General features: G+C 43.3%; 28 protein-coding genes. 12 read left to right on the plus strand and 16 right to left on the minus strand.

Annotated features, from left to right (window positions below; translation table 11 throughout):
• Positions 1-2: 2 nt before the first annotated feature.
• From K7G75_RS13305 to K7G75_RS13335, 7 genes are all read right to left on the minus strand, one after another.
• On the minus strand, positions 3-1346 hold the full coding sequence (locus K7G75_RS13305) for an ABC transporter permease (RefSeq protein WP_222984730.1): 1344 nt from the start codon (positions 1344-1346) through the stop codon (positions 3-5).
• Complete coding sequence (locus tag K7G75_RS13310) at positions 1336-2274, minus strand: ABC transporter ATP-binding protein (RefSeq protein ID WP_222984731.1); 939 nt, start codon at positions 2272-2274, stop codon at positions 1336-1338. Before K7G75_RS13310 ends, K7G75_RS13305 begins: the two co-directional genes overlap by 11 nt.
• Positions 2275-2459: 185 nt before the next feature.
• Positions 2460-3575 carry a molecular chaperone DnaJ gene (gene dnaJ / locus K7G75_RS13315; RefSeq protein WP_222984732.1) on the minus strand — a complete coding sequence of 372 codons (1116 nt, stop codon included), beginning with the start codon at positions 3573-3575 and terminating at the stop codon, positions 2460-2462.
• A 6-nt stretch (positions 3576-3581) separates the two neighbouring features.
• Positions 3582-4157, minus strand: a complete 576-nt coding sequence (locus K7G75_RS13320; RefSeq protein WP_222984733.1) for a nucleotide exchange factor GrpE — start codon at positions 4155-4157, stop codon at positions 3582-3584.
• Between the two features lie 129 nt (positions 4158-4286).
• Positions 4287-5261 (minus strand): TIGR01777 family oxidoreductase, encoded by a 975-nt coding sequence (locus K7G75_RS13325; protein ID WP_313777842.1) that lies wholly within the window; start codon positions 5259-5261, stop codon positions 4287-4289.
• A gap of 121 nt (positions 5262-5382) precedes the next feature.
• On the minus strand, positions 5383-6045 hold the full coding sequence (mnmC2, locus tag K7G75_RS13330) for a tRNA (5-methylaminomethyl-2-thiouridine)(34)-methyltransferase MnmC2 (RefSeq protein WP_222984734.1): 663 nt from the start codon (positions 6043-6045) through the stop codon (positions 5383-5385).
• Entirely contained in the window at positions 6042-6518 is a 477-nt protein-coding gene (locus K7G75_RS13335) for a DUF4920 domain-containing protein (protein WP_222984735.1), read from the minus strand. The genes mnmC2 and K7G75_RS13335 overlap by 4 nt, the downstream gene beginning before the upstream one ends.
• Positions 6519-6623: 105 nt before the next feature.
• On the opposite strand from K7G75_RS13335, the gene K7G75_RS13340 reads away from it, so the two are divergent.
• Positions 6624-7691 carry a branched-chain amino acid aminotransferase gene (locus tag K7G75_RS13340; RefSeq protein WP_222984736.1) on the plus strand — a complete coding sequence of 356 codons (1068 nt, stop codon included), beginning with the start codon at positions 6624-6626 and terminating at the stop codon, positions 7689-7691.
• Between the two features lie 27 nt (positions 7692-7718).
• On the opposite strand, the gene K7G75_RS13345 is transcribed toward K7G75_RS13340, so the two are convergent.
• Positions 7719-8105, minus strand: coding sequence for a pyrophosphohydrolase domain-containing protein (locus K7G75_RS13345; protein ID WP_222984737.1), 387 nt, complete (start codon positions 8103-8105; stop codon positions 7719-7721).
• Entirely contained in the window at positions 8095-8319 is a 225-nt protein-coding gene (locus K7G75_RS14830; protein WP_222984738.1) for a hypothetical protein, read from the minus strand. Before K7G75_RS14830 ends, K7G75_RS13345 begins: the two co-directional genes overlap by 11 nt.
• 130 nt (positions 8320-8449) lie before the next feature.
• Between K7G75_RS14830 and K7G75_RS13355 the strand changes: the two genes are divergently transcribed.
• Together K7G75_RS13355 and crcB are read left to right on the plus strand one after the other, a co-directional pair.
• Positions 8450-8629, plus strand: a complete 180-nt coding sequence (locus K7G75_RS13355) for a hypothetical protein (RefSeq protein ID WP_222984739.1) — start codon at positions 8450-8452, stop codon at positions 8627-8629.
• A 16-nt stretch (positions 8630-8645) separates the two neighbouring features.
• The gene (crcB, locus tag K7G75_RS13360; RefSeq protein ID WP_222984740.1) at positions 8646-9020 is read left to right on the plus strand and encodes a fluoride efflux transporter CrcB; all 375 of its coding nucleotides are present in this window, start codon (positions 8646-8648) and stop codon (positions 9018-9020) included.
• Here crcB and K7G75_RS13365 read toward each other — a convergent pair.
• A complete protein-coding gene (locus K7G75_RS13365) occupies positions 9017-9253 on the minus strand; it encodes a hypothetical protein (RefSeq protein WP_222984741.1) in 237 nt (78 codons plus the stop codon). The two genes, crcB and K7G75_RS13365, sit on opposite strands and share 4 nt — an antisense overlap.
• Before the next feature lie 38 nt (positions 9254-9291).
• Here K7G75_RS13365 and K7G75_RS13370 point away from each other — a divergent pair, with 38 nt between their 5' ends.
• From K7G75_RS13370 to K7G75_RS13380, 3 genes are all read left to right on the plus strand, one after another.
• Positions 9292-9630 (plus strand): P-II family nitrogen regulator, encoded by a 339-nt coding sequence (locus K7G75_RS13370; protein ID WP_222984742.1) that lies wholly within the window; start codon positions 9292-9294, stop codon positions 9628-9630.
• 29 nt (positions 9631-9659) lie between these two features.
• Positions 9660-10916 (plus strand): ammonium transporter, encoded by a 1257-nt coding sequence (locus K7G75_RS13375; RefSeq protein WP_222984743.1) that lies wholly within the window; start codon positions 9660-9662, stop codon positions 10914-10916.
• Positions 10917-11032: 116 nt separating this feature from the next.
• Positions 11033-12094: a porin gene (locus tag K7G75_RS13380; protein WP_222984744.1), complete on the plus strand. Its 1062-nt coding sequence runs from the start codon at positions 11033-11035 to the stop codon at positions 12092-12094.
• A 44-nt stretch (positions 12095-12138) separates the two neighbouring features.
• Here the strand turns inward: K7G75_RS13380 and K7G75_RS13385 are convergent, their stop codons facing one another.
• Positions 12139-12786: a DUF1684 domain-containing protein gene (locus K7G75_RS13385; RefSeq protein WP_222984745.1), complete on the minus strand. Its 648-nt coding sequence runs from the start codon at positions 12784-12786 to the stop codon at positions 12139-12141.
• 60 nt (positions 12787-12846) lie between these two features.
• Here K7G75_RS13385 and K7G75_RS13390 point away from each other — a divergent pair, with 60 nt between their 5' ends.
• A complete protein-coding gene (locus K7G75_RS13390) occupies positions 12847-13584 on the plus strand; it encodes a DJ-1/PfpI family protein (RefSeq protein WP_222985036.1) in 738 nt (245 codons plus the stop codon).
• On the opposite strand, the gene K7G75_RS13395 is transcribed toward K7G75_RS13390, so the two are convergent.
• Positions 13571-14986: an alpha/beta hydrolase family protein gene (locus K7G75_RS13395; protein WP_222984746.1), complete on the minus strand. Its 1416-nt coding sequence runs from the start codon at positions 14984-14986 to the stop codon at positions 13571-13573. The genes K7G75_RS13390 and K7G75_RS13395 overlap by 14 nt on opposite strands.
• Before the next feature lie 68 nt (positions 14987-15054).
• Entirely contained in the window at positions 15055-15507 is a 453-nt protein-coding gene (locus tag K7G75_RS13400) for an Lrp/AsnC family transcriptional regulator (RefSeq protein WP_222984747.1), read from the minus strand.
• A 124-nt stretch (positions 15508-15631) separates the two neighbouring features.
• On the opposite strand from K7G75_RS13400, the gene K7G75_RS13405 reads away from it, so the two are divergent.
• On the plus strand, positions 15632-16033 hold the full coding sequence (locus K7G75_RS13405; RefSeq protein ID WP_222984748.1) for a TIGR03643 family protein: 402 nt from the start codon (positions 15632-15634) through the stop codon (positions 16031-16033).
• 10 nt (positions 16034-16043) lie between these two features.
• Here the strand turns inward: K7G75_RS13405 and K7G75_RS13410 are convergent, their stop codons facing one another.
• Complete coding sequence (locus tag K7G75_RS13410; protein ID WP_222984749.1) at positions 16044-19502, minus strand: methylmalonyl-CoA mutase family protein; 3459 nt, start codon at positions 19500-19502, stop codon at positions 16044-16046.
• Between the two features lie 141 nt (positions 19503-19643).
• Between K7G75_RS13410 and purU the strand changes: the two genes are divergently transcribed.
• The 4 genes from purU (at position 19644) to K7G75_RS13430 (ending at position 23710) form a co-directional block, all read left to right on the plus strand.
• Positions 19644-20492: a formyltetrahydrofolate deformylase gene (gene purU, locus K7G75_RS13415; protein WP_222984750.1), complete on the plus strand. Its 849-nt coding sequence runs from the start codon at positions 19644-19646 to the stop codon at positions 20490-20492.
• Positions 20493-20563: 71 nt separating this feature from the next.
• Complete coding sequence (locus tag K7G75_RS13420) at positions 20564-21268, plus strand: DUF4197 domain-containing protein (RefSeq protein WP_222984751.1); 705 nt, start codon at positions 20564-20566, stop codon at positions 21266-21268.
• 367 nt (positions 21269-21635) lie between these two features.
• Positions 21636-23159, plus strand: a complete 1524-nt coding sequence (locus tag K7G75_RS13425; protein ID WP_222984752.1) for a helix-turn-helix domain-containing protein — start codon at positions 21636-21638, stop codon at positions 23157-23159.
• Between the two features lie 356 nt (positions 23160-23515).
• Positions 23516-23710, plus strand: a complete 195-nt coding sequence (locus K7G75_RS13430) for a hypothetical protein (protein WP_222984753.1) — start codon at positions 23516-23518, stop codon at positions 23708-23710.
• On the opposite strand, the gene pyrF is transcribed toward K7G75_RS13430, so the two are convergent.
• Entirely contained in the window at positions 23707-24537 is an 831-nt protein-coding gene (pyrF, locus tag K7G75_RS13435) for an orotidine-5'-phosphate decarboxylase (protein ID WP_222984754.1), read from the minus strand. The genes K7G75_RS13430 and pyrF overlap by 4 nt on opposite strands.
• A 20-nt stretch (positions 24538-24557) precedes the next feature.
• Positions 24558-25634 (minus strand): peptide chain release factor 1, encoded by a 1077-nt coding sequence (gene prfA / locus K7G75_RS13440; protein WP_222984755.1) that lies wholly within the window; start codon positions 25632-25634, stop codon positions 24558-24560.
• Between the last annotated feature and the right edge of the window lie 9 nt (positions 25635-25643).

Genomic DNA, 25643 nt, shown 5'->3' on the forward strand with positions numbered 1-25643 from the left:
GATCAATATTTCAACCATTTAAAGAGTTCCTTGTAGGAGGGCCGTTTGCCATACATCAAAATACCCACCCTATATATTTTGGCCGCCAAGGAAACTATGCCCCAAAAAGTTACAATTAAAAGCGCAACGGACAACAATAATTGCCACAAAGGTACAGCGCCCTCACCGATACCTCCCGGTAGACGCATCAACATGACAATGGGCGAGGTAAGTGGAAACAATGAAAACCCCACCGCAATAGGTCCATGCGGGTTACTGAATACCGAAAAGAACCCCACGTATATAGCTAACATCAAAGGCAGTATTATCGGGAAAATGAACTGTTGGGTATCGGTTTCGTTGTCCACAGCAGCCCCGATGGCAGCATAGATGGAGCTATATATCAAATATCCCAGGATAAAATAGACCAGAAAAGAAGCAATCAAGAGTAACCATGGAATATTGATGATCTCCTTGGTGTACAACATCATCTCCTTGCTCATTGGAGCGGAAATCTGCGCCATGTTGCTACCCATTCCAGGCGCCATGGAAGTTTGTGCAGCGACTGCACCCAGGTCAATATCCAGAAACAACAGCACCAAAAACAATAGCGTGGATGCTGATATAATCCAAATGGCAAATTGGGTAATTCCCGCCAAAGAGGTGCCTATGATCTTCCCCAACATCAGCTGGAAAGGTTTAACCGAAGAAATAATCACTTCAATGATCCTGCTGGTCTTTTCTTCAATGACGCTCCGCATGACAAATCCACCATATATAATAATGAACATCATGATGGCATATCCAAAGGCCCCGCCAATAAATGCCTTGATCTCATTGATTCCCCGGACACTTCTTTCGCCTTCAAAAGTTGCCAAATTGATCTCGAACGGTTTTTCCACTTCCGAAAACTGTTCCGGTGATATTCCCAGTTGGCCCAATCGGTTTTGCCGCAACTGTTTTTGAAAGATTCCTTCCAAAACCTGCGTGATATTAGTGTTTGGATTGTCCTTGGTGTACAAATACGCCTCCCGGGCCACATACTCCACGTCGTTGCCTTTTGGAAGGTGCAACAATCCATAATATCCCAATGCAATGGTCGAATCTTTGGCTTCCTCCAAGGAAATATTATCAACGTTTACAAAAGACAATCCCTGGGAAGGTTGGAACTGTTGGTGAAAAAAATCACTGTCGTTCAGCACTGTGACCACCCGGGTTTCGTTGTCATTTATTTTGGTGAGATAGGCAATCAATACAATCATGCCCACAATCAAAAGGGGACTGAGTATGGTCATCACTATGAACGACCTATTGCGTACCTTGGCCAAATATTCCCGTTTGACTATCAATGCCAACTTACCTGTCATGGTCCTTGTTTTTTACAGTTTGAATGAAAATATCATTGGCAGAAGGAATGGTTTCCTCAAAATGATGGATATTGGCCCGATTGGACAATTCGGCAAGCACTTCCGCAGTGCGTTCGGATGGCAATTGTACCTGAAAATTGAGTTGGCTTTCCAATGGATCAAATTGGGATGAGAGTATGTTGAACTTGGCTCTCAAACTGTTCAAAAGTGCATCCCCATCACCGTTTGTCTGCAACCCAACATTGAAAATGTTTTTCTTATAGGCTTTTTTGATATCGGACAACCTTCCATCCAAAATCTTCTCCGATTTATGGATCAGGGCAATATACTCGCAAAGCTCTTCGACGGATTCCATTCTATGGGTAGAGAATATAATGGAAGTGCCCTGCTCTTTCAATTTCAATATTTCATCTTTGATGATGTTGGCATTTATGGGGTCAAATCCGCTGAACGGCTCATCAAATATGAGCAACTTGGGCTGGTGCAATACAGTCACTATAAATTGTATCTTCTGGGCCATCCCCTTGGATAGCTCCTGTATTTTTTTGTTCCACCAATCCCCAATTTCCAAGCGGTCAAACCAATATTTGAGCCGCTTTTTTGCTTCTGATTTTGAAAGGCCCTTCAGTTGGGCCAGATAAAGTGCCTGCTCCCCCACTTTCATGCTTTTGTAGAGTCCGCGTTCCTCAGGAAGGTATCCTATGAGTGAAATGTGTTTGGGTGCGAGGGGTTCCCCATTGAACCAAATCTTTCCCTGATCCTGATAGGTTATTTGGTTGATGATTCTTATGAAGGAAGTTTTTCCGGCCCCGTTGGGACCCAACAATCCATATATGCAGTTTCTGGGTATTTTTAATGAAATGTTGCTCAGCGCAGTATGGTTTCCATAGGTTTTGGAAACATTTTCGGCAACAAGGATGTCGTCCATTTAAACTATTTTTTCAAAGATATGCAATTGCCCCAAAAGGCCATTTGACTCTAAAAACAAAACCCACCCTTAAAATAATTTCAAGGATGGGAAAAAAATTGCTATGAAAAAGAAAATTAGATATTGGATACCCAACATCAATTTCAAATATACGTTTTTTATTTAAACAGCAAGCTTTTTTGCAATTAAGAGAACATATCTTTTACTTTTTCAAAGAAAGATTTATCAGATTTTTCTGGCTTTGGAATGAAATTTTCATCATTCGCCATACGTTCAAAAAATTCCCGCTGTTCTTTGTTCAATTCCTTCGGGGTCCACACATTCACGTGTACCAGCAAATCGCCGCTGCCGTACCCATTTATACTGGCTATCCCCTTTCCACGCAGGCGCAAAATCTTTCCTGATTGGATACCGGGCTCCAGCTTTATTCGAACTTTTCCCCCCACGGCATCTATTTCCTTGGAACTTCCCAGTGCCGCTTCGGAGAGGCTTATGTACAGGTCATAATGTAGGTTGTCCCCTTCGCGTTTCAAGGTTTCGTGCTCCACGGTTTCAATGGCCACCAACAAATCTCCGGGGACTCCGTTGCCCGGGGCACCGTTACCTTTTCCGGAAACCTTAAGTTGCATTCCTTCTTCAACCCCTAGCGGAATTTTAATGGAAACGGTCTCCTCCTTAACCACCAGTCCTTGGGCATCCGCCCCTGCTGGTCGCTTGTCTATGATCTGTCCTGCACCACCACAGCTACTACAGGTGGTAGAGGTTTGCATTCTGCCGAGTATGGTATTGGTTATTTTGGTCATCTGACCACTGCCGTGACAGGTGGGGCAAGTTTTATAGGTGACCCCGTCGGCCTGTACTTTCCTTCTTACCTTCACCTTTTTTTCAACGCCATTGGCCACTTCCTCAAGGGTCAATCGTACCCGTATGCGCAGATTGCTCCCCTTTACACGTCGTTGGCCTCCGCCACCAAAGCCGCCAAATCCGCCAAAACCACCTCCAAATGCACTGCCAAAAATGTCGCCGAACTGACTGAAGATATCTTCCATATTCATGCCTCCACCGCCAAAACCGCCACCTTCGAAGGCCGCGTGACCATATTGGTCATATTTGGCCCGCTTATCTGGGTCGCTCAGCACTTCATAGGCCTCAGCTGCTTTTTTGAACATTTCCTCGGCCTTTGCATCCCCAGGATTTTTGTCGGGATGATATTCAATGGCCTTTTTTCGGTAAGCCTTTTTTATTTCGGCTGCCGAAGCTCCCTTGGAAACACCCAATATTTCGTAATAGTCTTCCTTCATAAGCTGTTAATTTCCAACAACCACCTTTGGGTGCCGTATAATGCGATCTCCAAGTTTGAAACCTTTTTCAATCACATCAATTATTTTTCCTTTCATTTTTTTGTTTGGGGCGGGAATTTGTGTGATGGCCTCATGGATCTCTGCGTCAAAAACATCGCCTTTTTCCACTTCTATTTGCTCAAGTCCCTTGTTCTTTAGGGTTTCCTTGAATTTGTTGCTGATGAGTTCCACACCTTTGAACATTTCCTTGTCCTCGGATTTTGATAGTTCCCTTAGTGCCCTTTCAAAATCGTCCAACACGGGAAGGAGCGAAACCATTACCTCCTGTCCGGCTGTCCTAAACAGTTCCATCCGTTCTTTGGAGGTCCTTTTCTTGAAGTTTTCAAACTCGGCAAACAGCCTCAAAAATTTGTCCTTTTCCTTGGCAAGATCTTCCCGCAGTTGGTCTTCAACCGAAGTTTTCTGGTCTTCCAAAGTTTCTTTGTCCAAATTTCCGTTTTCTTCGCTCAGTTCAGGATTTTCATCGGTAGAAACACCGTTCAGTTCCTCTTCCATTTCCTCAACCTTACTTTTTTTGCCCATAAACGTCTGTTTTTATTTCTTTTTTCAAGTGGCAAAAGTACTGCCAATTGTCCAAAAATGTCAAAATGTCATTGCAAAACATAAAAAAATCCGCCAATGCGGATTTTATACATTTTAAAGGATAAACCACTAAACCAATTCGTTCTTCATCGTGGCTGTGGCTGTTCTGCTTTTCCGATTCTCGTCAAAAAGATTTTCCAGGGCCGGACCCAAGTTGGGAAATTGAAAATTGAATCCGTGCTTTTCCATTTTTTTGCTGCTTACCCGTTGACTGGCAAATAGAAGGTAGGACATTTTCCCAAGGATTCCGCTCAGCACAAATTTGGGGACATTAGGCAACCATAGGGGCCTGTTCAGAACCCGCGCCAATTCTTTGGTCATTTTGGTATTTGTTACCGGGTTGGGCGAAACCCCATTGAAAACACCTTCAAGCTTGTTTTCCAGTACAAATGTGAACATGATGGCAAGATCATCTATATGGATCCATGATTGCCATTGTTCGCCGCTGCCCAGAGGCGCCCCCACAAAATTTTTGACCGGTGTCGCCATTCTGGGCAATACCCCTCCATCGGTAGAGAGCACAAGACCTATGCGAATCTTTGCCAGTTTAAAGTCAAATTCATTGAACTTATCGGCGGAAGCTTCCCATTTTTCTGTAACCTCTCCCAAAAAACTGTCATCGACAACTGTTTCCTTTTCATCATAATAATGCGTCAGTGAGTCGGGATATATCCCTATTGCCGATGCAGTGATGAAGGACCTTATTTGATGGGTGCTTTTTTTGGACAGGGCATTGTAAAGGGTATCCAAACTTTCCGTCCTACTTTTTAAGATTATTTCTTTGTTTTTTGAAGTCCATCGTTGTGCAATGCTTGCCCCAGCCAAATTGATGATGGCGTCCACCCCGTCAAAACAAGCCATGTCTATCTCATCTTTGGCCGGGTTCCAATAAAAACCTTGAAAATCCTTAGAGTCTGTAATCTTATCCTTGCTGGTGGTCAAGTAATTCACCATTATATTTTGTTGGTGCAGCACTCTGACAATCGCTTGACCAACCAATCCCGTAGCTCCTGTGATCAACACCTTCATACCATCCTTTTGCATCAAAGTTATAGGTTTAAATACCTGTTTTTGAGGTATTAATTTAGGTTTAACACAAATGTTTAAACTTTATGACATTTTATGTTAAGTATTTCCCCAGGCTTAAGAAAACTTTAAGGCGGTCTCAGTCTTTTATGGCCCTAAGCATTTCCCGTTTTCCAGGAGGGCCCGGCAATCTTTCCACGGTAAACCCCACCGCCTGCAAAGCCCTGCGGACACTACCTTTGGCCGCATAGGTGACCAAAACTCCCTTTTCTTGAAGGGACAGGTGCATTATCCGGAAAATTTCTTCGGTCCACAACTCTGGCTGCACCCTGGCCCCGAAAGCATCATAATAAATAAGGTTGAACAAATTACGCCCTTCAATTTCCCTGAAATCCTTTTTTTGCTTGCAAAGGGTAAAGTCTTCAGACAGTTTTACCGTAGCCTCCCACGATGCGCTGTGCATTTTTTGAAAAAATGCTGCGCAGTCCAGAAATTGGAGCTGTTCACAGAAGTTCAAGGCATCTACTTCCACTTGGGAAATGGGATAGGCTTCGACCGCCGTATAATGTGTTTTCAAGCCCAGTTCAACGGCTTCATAATAAGTGATCAGTGCGTTCAATCCTGTCCCGAAACCAATTTCCAATAGCTTTACCTCTGTGTTTTTGAACAAGCGCAACCCGTTTTCGATAAAAACATGATATGCCTCTTGAATCGCCCCATGTTTGGAGTGATAGTGTTCATCCCAATCTTCAATTTGAATGGTTTTTGAGCCGTCGCCCGTGGTTATTATCCTCCGTTTCAATCTTTTGCCTGGATTAGCACACCATCGGCCTCAAAACGGAGCGTTTTTTTCGGGGAATTGATCTTGTTTATTTCTTCCGGTGAATCTCCACGATCTTTTGCGTAGTGTCTTTGTTCCTCGACCGATATTTCTTCCTGAAATGCGATTCCATTCATGACCACGTTCATATCAGCAGCGTTGGTGGGAACAAAAAAACCGTAGTCCTTGAATTTCACAAAAACCTCACTCCCGCCATCCAATGCCACCTTCATCCAACAACCTTTGGCCTGGCAAACTTCCTTGATCTTTCCAGTCAACTGTGCCTTAACCGCATCTTTTAGATCAAGCCCATCAAAAATCGCATTGGCAGGCCTTTCATTTGGTCTGATTTGGAACGCTTCCCCATAAAAACCTGATATTTTAGGCTCTTGGGCACTCACAAAAACTGCAAAAAACATTGGTAAAACAGTAGCAAAAATGTTAAAAAACCTCATAATCAGTAAGATTTGTGTTTTCCCTAAAAAAGAATGGTAATTAGGATTAAGGTACGACCAAAACTAACAATAATTGGCTAATTTTAACATCTAAATTGTAATGTCATGGAAGCGATGGTAAACAATATATCCGTGGAGAAAGCGGCCACTTCCAAAATCCATAAGGTGGATTTTGACAACCTTGCCTTTGGAAGCACCTATACCGATCATATGTTGGTCGCCGACTATGCCAATGGTGAATGGAGTGCCCCCAAGATCATTCCTTATGGCCCTATATCATTGGATCCGTCTTCCAAAATATTTCACTACGGACAGTCCATTTTTGAAGGACTTAAGGCGTATAAGGACGAAGAAGGAGGCGTATGGCTTTTCAGGCCCCTGGAAAATTGGAAAAGGCTCAACAAATCGGCCAAGCGACTGGCGATTCCTGAATTGCCCGAAAGTCATTTCATGGATGGCCTTGTTGCCCTATTGCAATTGGAACAAAATTGGGTTCCGCGGAATCCTGGCAGTTCGCTCTATGTCCGACCTTTTATGTTTGCTTCCGGAAATGGGTTCCATGCCTCCCCGGCCAAGGAATACAAATTTATTATTGCACTTGCGCCCTCTGGGGCCTATTTTTCTGGCAAGGTAAAAGTATTGATTGAGGAGACCTACTCCCGTGCTGCCAATGGTGGTGTTGGCTATGCAAAAGCCGGAGGGAACTATGCCGGTCAGTTTTATCCGACCCAATTGGCTGCGGAAAAAGGATACCAGCAAGTGATATGGACGGATGACAACAACCATGAATTTATCGAGGAAGCGGGCGCCATGAACGTTTTTGTCCGTATCAATGATACCCTTATGACTGCACCCACCAACGACCGTATTTTGGATGGCATTACCCGAAAAAGTATTTTGGACATTGCCAAGGATGAAGGTATTGCCACGGAAGTGCGCAAAATTTCTGTGAAAGAGGTGGTGGAAGCTGCCAAGAATGGTTCGTTAAAGGAAATGTTCGGTGCGGGCACCGCGGCCGTGGTTTCCCCCATATCAGGGTTTGGATATAAGGGTGTGGACTATGAACTACCAGAAATTAAAGACAGTTACGCCTCCAAACTCAAAAAAATAATAACTGATATCCAGTATAATCGTACTGGGGACAAGTTTGGTTGGCGATATAAAGTAGTTTAAAAAAAAAGCACCTTTTAGGTGCTTTTTTTATCTGTCCATTATTTCTTGAATATTTGGTTTAAAGTAGTTCGGTCCTTTGAGCACCTTGCCATCTTCCCTATAAATGGGTTTTCCGTCCATACCCAGTTTGCTCATATTGCTGCGCTGGATTTCCTCAAATACCTCTTCTATCTTATATTGCATACCATGTTCCAAAATGGTTCCACACAGAATATAGAGCATATCCCCAAGTGCATCCGCAACCTCAATCAAGTCCCCTTTGTTGGCGGCTTCCAGGTATTCCTTGTTTTCCTCATCCATAAGATTGAACCTTAATCTGTTCTTATCCGTTCCCAAATTTGCCGTTGGTTCCTGGCAAACACCAAGCCCAAACGACCTGTGGAACAATTCAACCGCCCTTATTTTACTTTTCATTGCTGGTTATTTGATTTAGTTTTGCATAAAAATATAAAATATGTTCAGTTCCGGACAATTGATCTTTGCCTTGTTTTTTGTTGTTGCCTTCACCTTTCTTATGATACTTTCCTACCGCAAGGACAAAAAATTGCACCAGAGAAATTATAAAGGTGTTACCTGGGTCCTTGTTTCCTTTGTGATTTTTGTATTGGCGTTGTTCCTGATCAAACACTTTCTCAAAAATTAACATCTACATTACAGATACCACAAAAATGAGGGGTTTAACAACTTTTGGAGCCGTTTAAACCGTATACTATAGGAAAAGGTGTACTTTTGTTTAACATTTATTTGGCAAAACCATTATGATTACATTTTTGGGAATCTTATTCGGCTTACTTGCTATCAATGCGATTCTTTTATTGTTCAGTGTCAACGGTGCCACTGAAGGATTTGGAGGGTCCACAAACAAAAATGAGAAGACTTCAGTTACCAAACTCTTACCCCGGGAGTCTTCCGAAACCGAATACAAAAAAGCTGTTTAGTTCGTACCTTTGAGGTATGAAACAGGCTCTTCTTATTTTCCTGGGAGGCGGCTTTGGAAGTATGCTGCGCTTTGTGGTTTCCAAATCACTGAATCCCTTGCTCCAAAATTTTTTTCTTGGCACTTTCCTGGTGAATATAGTAGGTTGCCTACTAATAGGTATCATTTTGGGTTTATCCTCACGGGAAAATCTTTTCTCTTTTAATACCACTGTCCTGCTCGCAACGGGTTTTTGTGGCGGCTTCACCACTTTTTCGGCATTCGCTTTTGAACAGCATACCCTTATAAAGAACGGCGAATTTTTCAGCTTCTCCCTATATGCCATTGCCAGTTTGGCAATCGGTGTTTTTGCCGTTGCGCTGGGATTGTGGCTCTCCAGACTTGGGAGTTAGTTATATTTCTCAATTTTATTCCCGCTTTTTGTTTGTTTGATAACAGATTTGTAATAAAAATCGCCATTTACTCCAAAAAGGGCGACAAAATCCGTTGCATCCCATAAAAAATTGATTAAATGATTAAAAAAGTGATTTATATAATCACATACCCCTAAAATTATAGGGGTATTTTTTTTATAACGATAAAAATGAAGTTGTATGCCCTCAAAAATTATATGGTCTAGATTCAATTAACATATATTTGGCATCATCAATTAACAACTTAATTATGAAAAAAGTCGAGGCAATTATTAGAAAATCAAAATTCGATGAGGTCAAAAAAGCACTTCATGGGATTGAGGTAAACTTCTTCAGCTACTGGGACGTGACTGGGGTTGGAAATGAAAAGCAAGGACATGTGTACCGGGGTATATCCTATAGTACCTCAGATATCCAACGGAGATATTTGGTCATAGTAGTGTCCGATAACTTTTTGGAGAGAACGGTGAACACACTGTTGGATTCCGCCGCTACGGGAAATGTGGGAGATGGAAAAATCTTCGTTTCCGATGTGATTGAGGCTTATCGAATCAGAACCAAGGAAAACGGAAGCGCCGGAATAAACTAATTACAAACCAACTAACAACATTTAAGATTATGGATACAGGATTATTTACAGCAAATAACGTATGGATGATGGTATGTACCGGACTGGTGTTCTTTATGCACCTTGGGTTTTCCTTCTTGGAAATCGGGCTTACCAGACAAAAGAACACGGTGAACATTTTATTCAAGAATGTTTTCATTATATGTGTGGGATTGCTCCTTTATTATATAGGAGGCTTTAATTTAATGTACCCTGGTTTTGAGGAGGGCGATTTTGGCTTTCTCAAGTTCGCAGGGTTCGGCATCGCAGCTCCAGAGAACGGAATGACCCCAGAGTATGCCGATGGCGGCTATACATGGTGGACAGACTTCCTGTTCCAAGGTATGTTTGCGGCAACAGCGGCAACCATTGTTTCGGGAGCCGTTGCCGAGCGTATAAAACTGGGTAGCTTTATGGTCTTCACCATTATATATGTAGGCCTCATTTACCCTATCGTTGGTTCCTGGCAGTGGGGAAGTGGATTCCTTTCTTCCCTTTCGTATGGCGAAGCCGAAGGATTCTACGATTTCGCAGGTTCCACTTTGGTACACTCCGTTGGGGGATGGGGCGCTCTCATGGCCATATACCTTTTGGGGGCCAGAATCGGGAAATTTGGGGACGATGGCAAACCAAACGCCATTCCCGGACATAACCTGCCATTGACAGCCGCCGGGGTATTGATCCTATGGTTGGGCTGGTTCGGTTTCAACGGAGGTTCAGTACTTTCAGCGGATCCAGCTACCACCTCACTGGTATTGGTTACCACTTCCCTTGCAGCAGCAGCTGGCGGAGTATCAGCCTTCGTAACCTCATTTTTTGCGTACAAGAATTTCGATTTGACCATGTTCTTGAACGGAATCTTGGGAGGTCTTGTCGGAATTACAGCGGGCGCGGACCAAATGTCGCCCAATGAAGCCGTCATTATCGGTCTTTTGGCCGGTATCATCATTGTTCTTGGGGTGGCCTTGATCGATAGATTGAAGTTGGACGATCCCGTTGGCGCCGTAGCAGTACACCTAATCTGTGGTATCTGGGGTACGCTTGCAGTGGGAATCTTTGGCCAAATGGCCGGATTGGACCAATTCCTTGTACAGTTGGCAGGAGTTGGAGCTGCGGGGGCATTCTGCTCGGTAACAGCTTTTATCATCCTACTTGTCATCAAAAAGGTATCAGGGCTCAGGGTCTCCGAAGATGAGGAACTTGAAGGCCTCGACCTGCACGAACATGGTATGGATGCCTATGCCGATTTTAGAATGAATCAACACTGATTATAAAAGGAAACGGAGCGTTCTGCCAAACGCTCCGTAGTATAACCTTTTCAACTTGAAACTCAAAAATTAGAAAAAACGCACCTCCAAGGAGGGCACCTAAACTATTTAAGATTATGAAAACGATTATAAACACAAAGTTCGCAAAAAAAATACTATTTGCAGCCCTTGCCATAGTATCGGTTCAAGGTTTTTCACAAGAGGAGGAAGAAAAACCGAAGTTCACTTTTAGCGGGTCGGTAGATGCTTACTACAGATCTAATATTACCGCTCCCAACGGGGAGGAAGCCATTGCTCCAGGCTCATCTTTTGCCAATCTGGATGGTTTTGCCCTGGGCATGGCCAACGTTATTGGGTCTTATGAAGGAGAAAAAGTAGGTTTTGTGGCTGATTTGGTATTCGGCCCAAGGGGAACCGATGCCATCTTTGCATCACCAATGTATTCCGCAACCGGGGATATTGTGAACCAATTGTACGTATACTGGAATGTGAGTGATGCCGTTACCCTTACCTTTGGTAATTTCAACACCTTTTTGGGGTATGAAGTGATTTCTCCTGTGGCCAACTTCAACTACAGTACCTCGTACCTATTTTCTTATGGGCCATTCAGCCACACAGGTTTGAAAGCTGATTTTGATTTGGGCAATGATTGGTCCGCGATGCTTGCTGTAATGAATCCCACCGATTTGACCGAGCTCAATGGTACGGGGGATTACGCCGTTGGTGCCCAATTGGGTTACTCAGGCCAGTTCTTGAACTTGCTTTACAGCCAAGGTGGCTTTGAAATTGACTATACCGGTGGATTTGACCTTTCCGAGGAATTTTTCTTGGGCATCAATGCGGCCCACTTTACCCAAGAGGATGATGGTGGAAGCTTTACCGGGGTAGCGCTTTACCCACAATATAAGACTTCTGACACCTTTACCATTGGACTTCGCGGAGAATATTTTACAACGAGTGATGGTTTCGATAATGTTGCAGGAATTGGAGCTTTTGGAGATGACGATGATGGCAGCGTACTTGCCATAACGCTAACTGGAAGTGCAACTATTGGTGATTTGATTTTGAAGCCAGAAATTCGATTGGATAGCGCTTCTGAAGATGTTTTTATCGACAATGACAGGGAAGCCACGGGCAGCTTGGCCTCCGTTCTTTTTGCAGCTATCTACTCTTTTTAACCGACAACCTACAAATAATGACGAAAAGCCTTTTTCCCCAGGGATCAAGGCTTTTTTTCAACACTAAAGTCTTTCACTCCTGCTCTCACATTAGTTCTCAAATAATTTTGCCTTGGCACTAGAGGGCAGGAGTACTTTTTATTGTAGACACAATAGGGATTATAGGCCCGGTTAAAATCAATGACCAGGGTATCCCCTTCGGGGATTGACAAATCAATATAACGCCCTCCACCATACGTCTCCTCTCCATTGGTTTCGTCCAAAAAAGGCAAGAACAGATAGTCTTCAAATTCCTCCTGATCTGTTAAATCCAAACTCTGGTACACCTCCAATTGGTGCTCCGACCCATTCAAGCTAAAATGCGCAATACCATAGACTACTTCCAATGTTTTTCGGTCCGTTGTGGTTGGCATTTGAAAGGGTTTTGCATCAGGTGTCCGCTGAAAGAACGCCCTGACAACATAGGCAGTATCCGGTTTGAAAAACTCCAGTCCTTCAAATTGCTTGCGGTGCCTATCGAGCAAGGGTGAAGTCTTGGGATCACGAAAACTAGCGTTCAATTCCTTCTGAAAATCCAAGATTGCCTTGAGTATTTCCGATTTGTATTCCGCTTGGGCCTGTTCATCATGGTATTTTTTACCTTGGCCACAGGCGATGACCAAAAAGAAGAGCATCAATGAAATATATTTCATTATACCATATTTTTACACAAAGGTAGCGGAAAGGACCATTTGTAGTAACTTAGATCCATGATGAAAAAATACCCCCTTGTTTGGCTTTTGTTTCTTCTTTTGACGTTTTGTGCCGAAAAAAAGGAAAAGGAAGCATCCACTAATATGGCGACCCGCACAATACCTAATATTGCACCCAATCGCTACAATGTCGCTTTTTTGATCATGCACGGGGTGTACAATACAGAATTCACTGCACCCTTCGATATTTTCCAACATACGCAATACCGCGAAGGTATAAAAGCCATGAACACGTTTACCGTGGCCAACACGCTTGAACCCATCACCTCATTTGAGGGAGTTAGGATTCTGCCCGATTTTGACTACACCAAAGATTCCATTCCCGCGATTGACATTTTGGTGGTGCCCAGTGCGAAGCATCATTTGGATACGGATTTGGAAGATTCGGCAATGATTGATTTTGTGAGAAGCGTGAGTCAAAATGCTCTGTTTGTCACCTCCCACTGTGATGGGGCTTTTGTACTGGCCAAAGCTGGGGTGTTGGATAGTGTGGTCTCCACCACTTTTCCTTCCGATATAGAAAAGTATAGGGACATGTTTCCAAATTTACAGGTAAAGGACAGTGTACTTTTTGTACACGATGGAAAATTTATAACCTCTGCCGGTGGGGCCAAAAGCTTTGAAGCGGCTTTATACCTCTGCGAGCACCTATACGGAAAGGAAATTGCCAGAGATCTGGCAAAAGGGTTGGTGATCGATTGGGATTTATCCCAAGTTCCCAGTCTTATTCTTCAATAATGTCGTATCGGGCCTCGTTTAAATATTTGGTTACCAACTTATTAAATTCTGGAGTGATGCGGAACAAGGCAGTATCTTCCAAATTGTACAGTTTTTCCTTATCCTTAAATCCTTTTTTCAGTGCCTCTTCCAGATAGAAAAGCGCGGTACCGAAATCTTCATTTTTTGAACTCAACGAGATTATATTCAGATAATACTCAAAATTTTCAGGTTCGATTACCGTCTTGAGCATATATAAAAAAGCAAGTGCATCTTCATCAATTATCGGCTCCGAAAGCTCAATATTGATATTGTCCTCGGCCAATGCGTTCACAAAGCCGTACAGTCGATTGCCCATCTGTTTTTCATAGATATCCGTACCCGATTTGAATTTATTCAACTCCTGAGCCTGGTAGTTCCACCATCCCAGATTGTTGAAGTTGTGGCTGAGGACATCTTCTTCCATATAGTATTGATAGTCCTCTTTAAGCAGTGATTCTTTCAAAAAAGCATTGTTTTCCCCGCGGCGCATGGCCCTATAGAGTTTATCCTTCCGAAGATCTTTTAGGACATTGCGCAGGGAGTCCAAATTCTTATGGGCTCCGAAGATAGAGGTCATCTCACCCAAATACTGTTCGGCCAGCAAAAATTTTCTTTGTTGCATCAGCCCCTGTACTTTCTGTAAATCATCGCTGTATGCGTTCTCAATGTATGCCGTGTCTTTAGGTACTACGCCTTTTGCCATGGCCCCCAAGGTGAACAATTGCATACTTTTTTCAAGATATTCGGGGTCTGGCCAGGCACCATCCTTTTCATGCAATAAAATTTGATTTGGAAACTTGAACCTGTCCAAAATCTTCTCCACGGACAACATCATGGGGTATTCAAAATTGTTTTTTCCAACTATTCCAACAAAATGGAAGGGCTGCTTCACATTCAACAGTTCCGTATTGGCAATCGTGGACCCAATGGAGATTGTCCCTCTGATCTCCTTGATAAAAATCGGCACAAGATTAGAAAAACGGGCTGCTGAATTTGCCCCTGCCGTATAAATCAGTCCTGGGTGCACGGGCAACAGATTTACGATTCTTTCGATTGTCTTTCCTGTGGAAACCATGTTGGACGATAGGGAAACGGTGTCCGAAACACTTGGCGCCGCCAATATATAGCCTTCTTTTTCCGCTGCTTGCAAGAACATGGAAAGTGCCTGTTTTTCCCTGCCGTCCAAATCAAATACCATCAACAATGGCCACTTTTTATCCGTATGGAATGTTGTGGGGAGATAGAGTGAAAAGGTCTCGGGAACCGAATCATTGACCATCAAATCTTCCATAATGGTTCCCTTTTTTAAAGTAAGCTGTTGGGAAAACCCTCCATATAAAAGGAGAAGTTGTAGTATAAGAAGCAGGTATATTTTTTTCATAACAGGTGTCCCACAAAAATCTGGCCAAAGCAAAAAGTGCTAACCATGATTTAAAGTTACTCGAAAATTTAGTTCAAACCCTTGGCTTTTCCAATCGGAGCGTTTTCCACCACATTGGATAGCACAATATGTGTTCTGCATTCACCATAAACGATCAATTCGTCAATAAATTTTTCTAGATGTGCCTGGTCGCGCAACACAACCTCCATAATTATGTTTTCATTGCCAGTGATCCGATAACAGTTGACCACTTCTTGGAACGACTTTACCTTTTCCAAAAAAGGTTTCAGTTTTCCCATGAAAGCCCTGAGCATTATTATGGCCTTTAATTGATGGCCCGCCAAAGCATACGAAACCTGGGTGCCATAACCTTGTATGATTCCAAAGTCTTCCATCTTCTTTACCCGTTCGGCCACTGCCGGTGAGGTAAGCCCCACTTTTCGGCCGATATGGGCAAAGGATTCCCTAGCATTCCGCTGTAAGTACCCGAGAATTTGCCAATTCAGTGCATCTATCTTCATTTTTTAAGAAAAAGTATGTTGTAAATTTACGATTAAAAAGCAAAATCATCATTACACTTTAAAATACAAATTAATTATCGTGCTTTAGTACGTAATTTTATGAGTGAAAATTGCTTTAAAGAAAATGGAGAGAGGTTCGTTAAATTCTCTTGGTATATACCGTGAATCCTTGGCCCTTCGCGATCTCAGCGAGGCCATAGCCACCTATTTTTCATATAACAAAGAAGTCCTGTCCTTGCGCAACGTGCCTAGTTTTCGCAGCGATGTCACCGAATGCATGTTGGCGGATGCCATGCTCATTACCAAGGAGATTGAGCAGGTGGCCATGAGCAATTCATATTCCGTGAGAATGAAAAGCCTGACTTTCATCAACATTATGACACGCAATATTCTTGCTTATTGCAATGGCCTGGAAAGGGATGGTGTAAAGGAGAAAGAGTACCTAAACCTGCTCCGAAGGGAAATCCGTGTTTTTAGGAGTTCCTTTAAAAAATGGAGAAAGTCTATCTTGAACAGAAACGACTAGCCCGCACCCATTACATATTTCTTCTATATTGTCCGCCTACTTCAAAAAGAGCATGGGTTATCTGTCCCAATGAGCAATATTTGGATACTTCCATAAGTCGTTCAAAAAGGTTTTCGTTACGGATTGCTGTGATTTTGAGTGATTGCAATTGTGCTTCTGATTCTTCCTTGTTCCTCTGGTGCAAATTGTTCAGTGTTTGGATTTGATTTTGCTTTTCTTCCTCTGTGGCCCTGATCACCTCCGCAGGAAGAATGGTCGGTGACCCCTTGGAACTCAAAAATGTGTTCACACCGATAATGGGATATTCCCCAGAATGTTTCAAGGTTTCGTAATGCAAACTTTCTTCCTGTATTTTGGACCTTTGGTACATAGTTTCCATGGCGCCCAATACGCCACCGCGTTCGGTAATCCTGTCAAACTCCAAAAGCACGGCTTCCTCCACCAAATCGGTAAGTTCTTCAATAATAAACGAACCCTGCATCGGGTTCTCGTTCTTCGCAAGCCCCAGTTCTTTGTTGATTATCAATTGAATGGCCATTGCCCTTCTCACGGATTCTTCTGTAGGCGTGGTTATGGCCTCGTCATAGGCATTGGTGTGCAGGGAATTGCAATTGTCATAAATGGCATACAGGGCCTGCAAGGTGGTGCGGATGTCGTTAAAGTCGATTTCCTGGGCATGAAGGCTCCTTCCCGAGGTCTGGATATGGTATTTCAGCATCTGTGCCCGTGGATCTGCCCCATACTTTTCTTTCAAGGCCTTGGCCCAGATTCTTCGGGCCACCCGGCCAATAACGGCATATTCAGGGTCAACCCCATTGGAAAAGAAAAAGGACAGGTTGGGTCCGAACTTATTGATATCCATTCCTCGGCTAAGGTAGTATTCCACGTAGGTAAAACCATTGGACAAGGTGAAGGCCAACTGAGTGATGGGATTTGCGCCCGCTTCGGCAATGTGATACCCCGAAATGGAAACGGAATAAAAATTTCGCACCTTATGGGCTATAAAGTACTCTTGGACATCCCCCATCAAACGAAGGGCAAACTCCGTAGAAAAAATGCAGGTATTCTGCGCTTGGTCCTCCTTTAAAATATCCGCTTGTACGGTGCCACGAACCTGACCCAGGGTTTCTTTCTTTATTTTTTCATAAATGTCTTTGGGAAGCACTTGGTCCCCAGTCACACCCAACAACATCAATCCCAGTCCATTGTTTCCTTCCGGCAAATTACCCAAATAGGTGGGTCTTTCAACACTCTTTTTCTGATATAGTTCCTTGATTTTTTGTTCAACCTTTTTTTCCAGACCTTCTTGCTTGATGTATTTCTCACAATTTTGGTCAATCGCGGCATTCATGAAAAAGGCGAGCAACATGGGAGCCGGTCCGTTTATGGTCATGCTCACCGAGGTCATGGGATCGCTGAGATCAAATCCGGAATATAACTTTTTGGCATCATCCAAACAGCAGATTGACACCCCTGCATTTCCAATTTTGCCATAAATGTCAGGTCTATGGTCTGGATCATGACCATAGAGGGTGACGGAATCAAACGCCGTGGAAAGGCGCTTAGCGGGCATGTCCAAGCTCACGTAATGAAACCTTCGGTTGGTCCTTTCTGGACCACCTTCCCCGGCAAACATTCTCGTAGGGTCCTCCCCTTCTCTCTTAAATGGGTACAGCCCTGAAGTATATGGAAATTCTCCCGGAACATTTTCCTGTAAAATCCATTGAAGAATATCTCCCCATGCCTTATACTTTGGCAGCACCACTTTCGGAATCTGACTATGGGACAGGGACTCGGTATGCGTTTTTATATTGACTTCCTTTCCCCTGACCTTAAAAGAATACACATCGGCCCTGTATCGATTGACTTTTTTCCGCCATTTTAGTATGGATTCCCAATGATGTGGGTCCAAATCAAGCTTCACCTTGTCAAACTCCTTTATGAGCAGCGCACAAAATTCCTTATCGCCCTCGACCTTGAGATGAGCGAAGATTGTTTCTTCCCTCAAGCCGGATTTATCCAACCAAAGCTCTTCTGCCTCTTCCTGGTTTACGTCCGCCAGTGAGGCAAGGGTCAAGAAAATGCCATAAAGTTTTTGCGCAATTTTTGTTTGAGTCCCAGTTCTTTGATCATATGCACGGTTGGTCTCCGCTATTTCGGATAGGTACCGCGTTCTTGAGGGTGGAATAACAAAAACTTTCTCTGACATTTCATCATTAACCTCAAAAGACGAAATCAGGGTTGAGCCTGTCTTCGCAGCCAGGGTAGCCATTACGGCACTATAGAGCTGGTTCATGCCAGGATCATTGAATTGGGATGCGATGGTCCCAAAAATGGGCAGGTCTTCCGCTTTGGCGTTCCACAGTCCATGATTGCGCTGGTATTGCTTTTTTACATCGCGAAGAGCATCCAAAGCTCCTCTTTTGTCAAACTTGTTAATGGCAACGATATCAGCAAAATCGAGCATGTCAATTTTCTCCAATTGGGTGGCTGCCCCAAATTCAGGGGTCATCACGTAGAGCGATACATCACTGTGTTCCAAAATTTCCGTGTCCGATTGGCCGATACCTGAAGTTTCCAAGATGATCAAATCAAAATGGGCCGCCTTGAGCACCTGCACCGCTTCGGAAACGTGCTTGGAGAGCGCCAAATTGGATTGTCGGGTGGCCAAGGACCGCATGTATACCCGATTTTTGTTAATGGCATTCATTCGGATGCGATCTCCCAACAAGGCCCCTCCGGTTTTGCGTTTGGAGGGATCAACGGAAACAATGCCTATATGTTTTTCGGGAAAATCGACCAAAAAACGTCTTACCAACTCATCTACAAGACTTGATTTTCCGGCTCCCCCTGTACCCGTTATGCCCAGTACCGGTATTTGTTGGGCCAGACTTACCACCTCGTTTTGGTATTCCTCATAGGCGTCGTGCCTGTTTTCGGCCAAGGATATTAATCGGGCAATGGTATTCGGATGTTTTTTCTTCAATAAGTGGGATACAGAATCGCCTTTTGGTAATTTTAGGTCCGGAATGGCACGATCACAACGTTTTACCAAATCGTTGATCATGCCTTGAAGCCCCATTTCGCGTCCATCGTCCGGGGAATAGATGCGTTCTATGCCATAGGCCATCAATTCCTTTATCTCCTCCGGAAGGATTACTCCACCACCACCACCGAAGATCTTAATATGACCTGCGTTTTTTTCCTGCAACAGGTCGAACATATAGCGAAAATATTCGTTATGCCCTCCCTGGTAAGAGGTCATTGCAATGGCATGGGCGTCTTCCTGAATGGCACAATCCACTACCTCGGCCACGCTTCTATCGTGCCCCAAATGTATTACCTCAACACCAGTGGCTTGAATGATCCTGCGCATGATGTTTATCGCCGCATCATGTCCGTCAAAAAGGGAGGCTGCGGTCACAATTCTTATCTTGTGCTTGGGTTGGTAGGGCTTGCTTTGTTCCATTGACAATAAAACGTCTTTTTTTGCCCTGCAATTTACAGAAAATGCAACTGATAATTGGTTTTGTTTCGAATTTTACAAAAAATTTGAGGCTTCTAGATTTCCTTTTTTGATTGTCCTATTTTTATCGGTCAATGTTTGACCATGAACCTAACCATACTCATCCACTGTAAGGACCAATCGGGGATAATTAGAGCGGTAACCAACTTCATTTATGAACACCGTGGGAACGTGGTCTATCTTGACCAACATGTGGACAAGCAGGCCGGGGTGTTTTTCATGCGCTTGGAGTGTGAGTTTGAAAAGGGGCAATCATTGAATGGCTTCAGTACCGAGTTTGCAAATGGATTGGCAAAAGAATTCAAAATGGATTGGGACATCCATACGGACGAATACAGACCCCGAATGGCCATCTTTGTCTCTAAATATAAGCATTGCCTCTATGATCTTTTGAGCAGACATACTTCTGGGGAATTGCAAGTGGACATTCCTTTTATCTTGAGCAACCATGCCGATCTAGGATATATTGCCGAGCAGTTTGGAATTCCATTCCATCATATCCCAGTAACCACAGAAAACAGGAGTGACGCTGAGGCAATCCAACTTAAGTTGTTGAGGGAATCCCAGGTGGATTTCATCGTTTTGGCCAGATATATGCAGATTGTTTCCCCTACAATAATAGATGCCTTCCCACAAAAGATCATCAACATCCACCACTCTTTTTTGCCAGCTTTTGCAGGGGCCAAACCATACCATGCTGCTTTTGAGCGTGGTGTAAAGATTATAGGTGCCACCAGTCATTATGTGACCGAAGCGCTGGATGCAGGTCCAATTATTGAGCAAGATGTTATACGGGTGTCCCATGCGCATTCCATCAAGGATTTGATTGCCAAGGGACGCGATCTGGAACGGATCGTGCTCTCGCGTGCAGTGCATCTGCATGTGATGCGAAAAACCATGGTGTACAATAACAAGACCGTTATTTTTTCATAGATATTTTTTAACGGGTGGTTGCTTTGTATACTTAAAACCGTAAATTATCGGTTAAAACTAAATACAGCAGCATGAAACGAATTCTTCTTTGCTTTTTGGCCCTTCAGATTTTAGGATGCACAGAATTGCAACAGGTTGTGAACCAACTGCCACAGGGAACCCCAGGTATTGGAAATGCGGAAATTGCCCAGGCCCTTAGGGATGCCCTTCAACTGGGAATCGACAGACAAGTGGACAAACTGGCCCTCAAGGACGGTTTTTTCAAGAATGAGTTGGTGCGAATCTTACTTCCCGAAGAACTTAAGAAAGTAGATAAGACTTTGAGGGATGTAGGTCTTGGAAATCTGGCCGACGAGGGATTGCGGATTATAAACAGGGCTGCCGAAGATTCGGTTGGAGAGGCTACCCCCATATTTGTGGAGGCCGTTCGTGGCATTACCTTCAATGATGCAAGACAGATACTTTTGGGTGCGGACAATGCTGCGACACAATATCTTGAGCGATCCACAAGAATCAAACTATATGATAAATTCAACCCAATAATAAAGAATTCGTTTCAAAAAGTGGGGGCGGACCAAATCTGGAACAACATTATCATAAAGTACAACAGCCTGCCACTCACCACCGACGTGAACCCCGACCTCACCGATTATACCACGACCGAAGCCTTGGAAGGTGTATACCGAATGATTGCTGTGGAAGAAAAGGAAATTAGGACAAAAGTTGCCTCAAGAACAACAGAATTGTTAAAAAAGGTGTTTGCTTTGCAAGATTAAGTGGATTTTTTTCAGAATTACGCAATAAGTAGAAAATATTCCCGTTATAAATTCAATAAAATGAGGCAATTATAACGAATTGCTAAAGTTAAGTTAACCTTGACCTGACGGTTAAGGTAGATTTTTGTAGCAAAATTATCTGAGTTAGCATTTTTTTGAGTTAGTTAGTTTAAACCGGTGTTCGCACCGGTTTTTTTGTTTTATTCCAACTATACTGGTCTTCAATGCATTACTACAACCTAAAAACATAAGAATATCTGTTCGTTTCGAGGTAAACTATTATCGGGATTTCCCTTTTTAAGATTTTTTTAACATTTCGAGTTTGTTAAATAAGTAACTTCAAAGTAAGCTAATTCGAACTCAAAAAATGAGAACTTGGGGTACTCCATTGTTTCTGCTCTTTTTTATTTCTACCTTCTCCGACGCAGCGCCGTTAAAGTATGGTAGTACTGACGACGGGGAATTGGCTCATATTGGATTACACGATTCATTGGCGTGGGCCGATTATTATTATAATATCCACAGGTATAAAAAAGCATTGCCCCTCTATGAAAAAAATCTTCAGAATTCAAGCGAAGAAAGAAAACACATACTAAAAAAAATGGCGTTGAGCGAGGCCGCACTGGAAAATCCTGCCAAATCACTTGGTCACGTCTACGAATGCTTCAAAACCGATTTTAATCCCAACTTTCTTTTGAACGAAGGTTTTGACCCCATAAGGGAAACCGAGGAGTTCCAAGCAGTGTTCAATACTATTGTTCCAAGGGCAACTTCTTGGTCACTAGTGTTTCTTTTTGTTGCGTTGGTAGGTTTTTACATTGTGTTTGTTATTGCCTTTAATTCCCAGATACATCCCACTTCCAGAATCTTGATAAGTTTGTTCATTTTTATCCACTCCTTGTTTATTCTGAATATCTCCGTTAACCGGGCCAATTATCTTTTGGAGTATCCCCATACCTATTTAATGTCGACTTGGGCATCGTTTCTTTATGGTCCTTTGCTATTTTTCTATTTTAAGGCTACCACGCAGAAGTACCGATTTAGGAAGCTAGATCTTTTGCATTTGCTACCTACTGCCGTTCTGTTCGGATTCTTGATTGAAGAGGTATACTTAATGTCAGCTGATCAAAAAATCCAGCTGATGTTATCCCGTATTTTCAATGGATTGAACCCTAGCGATTCCGAAAAACTGCTTTTGTTGGTAATTTTAAAAATCGTCTCACTTGCAATCTATGGCTATTTTATTTGGAAAGTCTATTTAAAGAGCAAAAGACTTAACCTGGTTGGGCTGAAAAACAGGATATGGCAAAAAAATATCTACTGGATACATATTTTTTACGTAATAACCTACTCAGTCTATGGGATAATAATCATCAATAACCTCAACTCTGGAGTCCTTTTTGATACTTCTGTGATTGCCATGGCTGCCATGGTACTCTATGTAGGTTATTCAGCAAACATTCAACCAGATGTCTTTAACGGTGCCTATTCCTATATAAACCGGTTATTCCCAAAGTATGAAAAATCGGGATTAACCCCAAGCCTGTCTCTTGAACTTAAGGAGAACCTGCTCCATCTTTTTGCCAACGAAAAAATTTACAGGGAGAACGACATCAGTCTGGATACCGTAGCACAACGGTTAAACACCACGCGCCATAACGCTTCTCAGATAATAAACGAGCACTTCCACGTAAGTTTCCACGAATTTGTGAACACCTATCGTATCAAAGAGGCCAAAAAGTTGCTTGTGGACGAAAAGGCCCACAATCTCAATATCATCAACATTGCCTACGAAGTGGGGTACAACAACAAGGTGACATTCAACAAGGCCTTTAAAAAAGATACACAACTAACCCCATCCCAATATCAAAAAAACATACTGAGGTCGTAGTGCAGTATAAAAAAGGTAAAAGTTTATAAGGTTTGGCCAATAGCCATGATCGGTTTCCGATTTTTATTTCATGAACAGCCCAAGGGTAAATGGCCGGGATTGCAATCTCAGTTTTGGGAAAACGGTTGAATTAGTCTTCAAACAGGGACCCTATGGGCTGTTTTTCTTTATTTGATGGATTTTTATAGCCCGATTTCCATGCCGCACATTCCCGGTCCCGGTATTATCAAAAAGTTAAAATAAAGGATTATACGTTAAAATTTAGATAAAGTGTCTGATTTATAGACGTATACCCCTCCCCACGGTAAACTCTGAAGACGTTTTCAACGTATCTTTGATATAACAAATCTTTAGCTATGAGTGATCAGTTTTGCAAAGTGGGTACAGTTACCCCCATTACCAGCGGCACCAATGCCATAGATATCTTGGAATATAGGTATAGAAACTTTATGGAGAAAGCCATGGACGCCACCTACATGAATACCAAATTGGGTGAGTTCTTCAACCGGAAAGCTGAAGAGCTTAGGCATATATTGGACAGCTTGTCCTAGGTGATTAGATTGGCCTTTTTTAGTTCAACCTCCATAAGTTGTTGCAAGCCCGCAGCTTGTTCTCCGGCCTTTGCAGCAAAGTCCTTGTCTTGGGAAGCATAAAGTATTCCCCTGGAAGAATTTACCAATAGACCTACCTCAGAATTCAAGCCAAACCGGCAAACTTCTTCCAAACTACCTCCCTGTGCCCCAACCCCAGGAACCAGCAAAAAACTATTGGGGACCATGGTCCTAATCTCTTTAAGATAGTCCGCCTTCGTGGCACCTACCACATACATAAGCCGATTCGCATTTTTATACCCTTTTGATGTCTTGATCACCTCTTGGTAGAGCTCATGTTCTCCCAATTTTCTGGTCTGAAAATCAAAAGCACCGTCATTGGAAGTCAATGCAAGAAGGATGGTGTGCCGATTCTCAAATTCCAAAAAAGGTTCCACTGAATCCCTTCCCATATAAGGGGCTACCGTAATGGAGTCAAAATTTAAAGTTTCAAAAAACGCCTTGGCATATCGGGTGGATGTATTGCCAATGTCTCCCCTTTTGGCATCCGCAATGGTAAAAATATTGGGGTGGTTGGCATTCAAATATTCCATGGTGCGTTCCAACGACTGCCATCCCTGCAAACCATAGGCCTCATAAAAGGCGATATTGGGCTTGTAGGCAACACAAAAGGGGTGAGTGGCATCGATAATGGCCTTGTTGAACTCAAAAATAGGGTCGTCCTCCTTAAGCAAATGCTTGGGGATTTTTTCCAAATCCGTATCCAGGCCTACACATAGGAATGACCTTTTTTGTTGAATCTGGGAAACTAAATGGGCTATCTTCATAATATGTTGCAAGGCAAAACTTAAAAAATTTCGGAAGCCTCGCGCAGCTTTTCGGTATTTTCCACCAACATCAGCTCATCGATTATTTTTTGAATGTCCCCATTGATGATGTTTTGAAGATCATAAAGGGTAAGGCCAATTCTATGGTCGGTTACCCTACCCTGCGGGTAGTTGTACGTTCTGATCTTTGCGGAACGGTCACCACTGCTGACCTGGGAATTGCGCTTTGCCGCATCTTCCGCCTGTCTTTTGGCCAACTCCATGTCATATAACCTTGAGCGTAGCACCTTAAAGGCCTTATCCTTGTTCTTGTGCTGCGACTTCTCGTCCTGGCATTGTGCCACCAATCCCGTAGGGATATGGGTCAATCGGACTGCGGAATAGGTCGTGTTGACCGACTGCCCTCCAGGTCCCGAAGAACAGAAATAATCGATGCGGACATCCTTGGGGTCAATCTGGACATCAAAATCCTCCGCCTCGGGTATTACCATCACCGTTGCCGCGCTGGTATGCACCCTACCCTGGGTCTCGGTCTGGGGCACCCTTTGTACCCTATGTACCCCAGCCTCAAACTTAAGGGTGCCGTAAACGTCTTCACCCGTCACCTCAAAATGGATTTCCTTGAAACCACCACTGGTACCCTCGTTCAGGTCGATTATATTCGTTTTCCATCCTTTGGACTCGCAATACTTGGCATACATGCGATAAAGATCTCCTGCAAATATGCTGGCCTCGTCGCCTCCTGTTCCAGCCCTTATTTCCATGACCACATCTTTTTCGTCCTCAGGATCCTTTGGAATCAGTAAAAACTTGATCTCCTCCTCCAAATTGGGGAGTGCACTTTTGGATTCCTCCAACTGCATTTTGGCCATCTCCAACATTTCGGTATCACTGCCATCAGCCAATATCTCCTCCGCTTCCTTCATATTTTCTGTAAGCTGGATATATTGGATACGCTTGTCCATGAGCAACTTTAAATCCTTGTATTCCTTGTTCAGTTTGATATATCGCTCCTGGTCCGAAATAACATCGGGCTGGATGATAAGATCGGAAACCTCATCAAAACGCTGCTTTACAATATTAAGTTTATCGAGCATAAATCAATC

It is taken from the genome of Flagellimonas meishanensis, assembly GCF_019880545.1.
Classification (GTDB): Bacteria; Bacteroidota; Bacteroidia; order Flavobacteriales; family Flavobacteriaceae; genus Flagellimonas; species Flagellimonas meishanensis.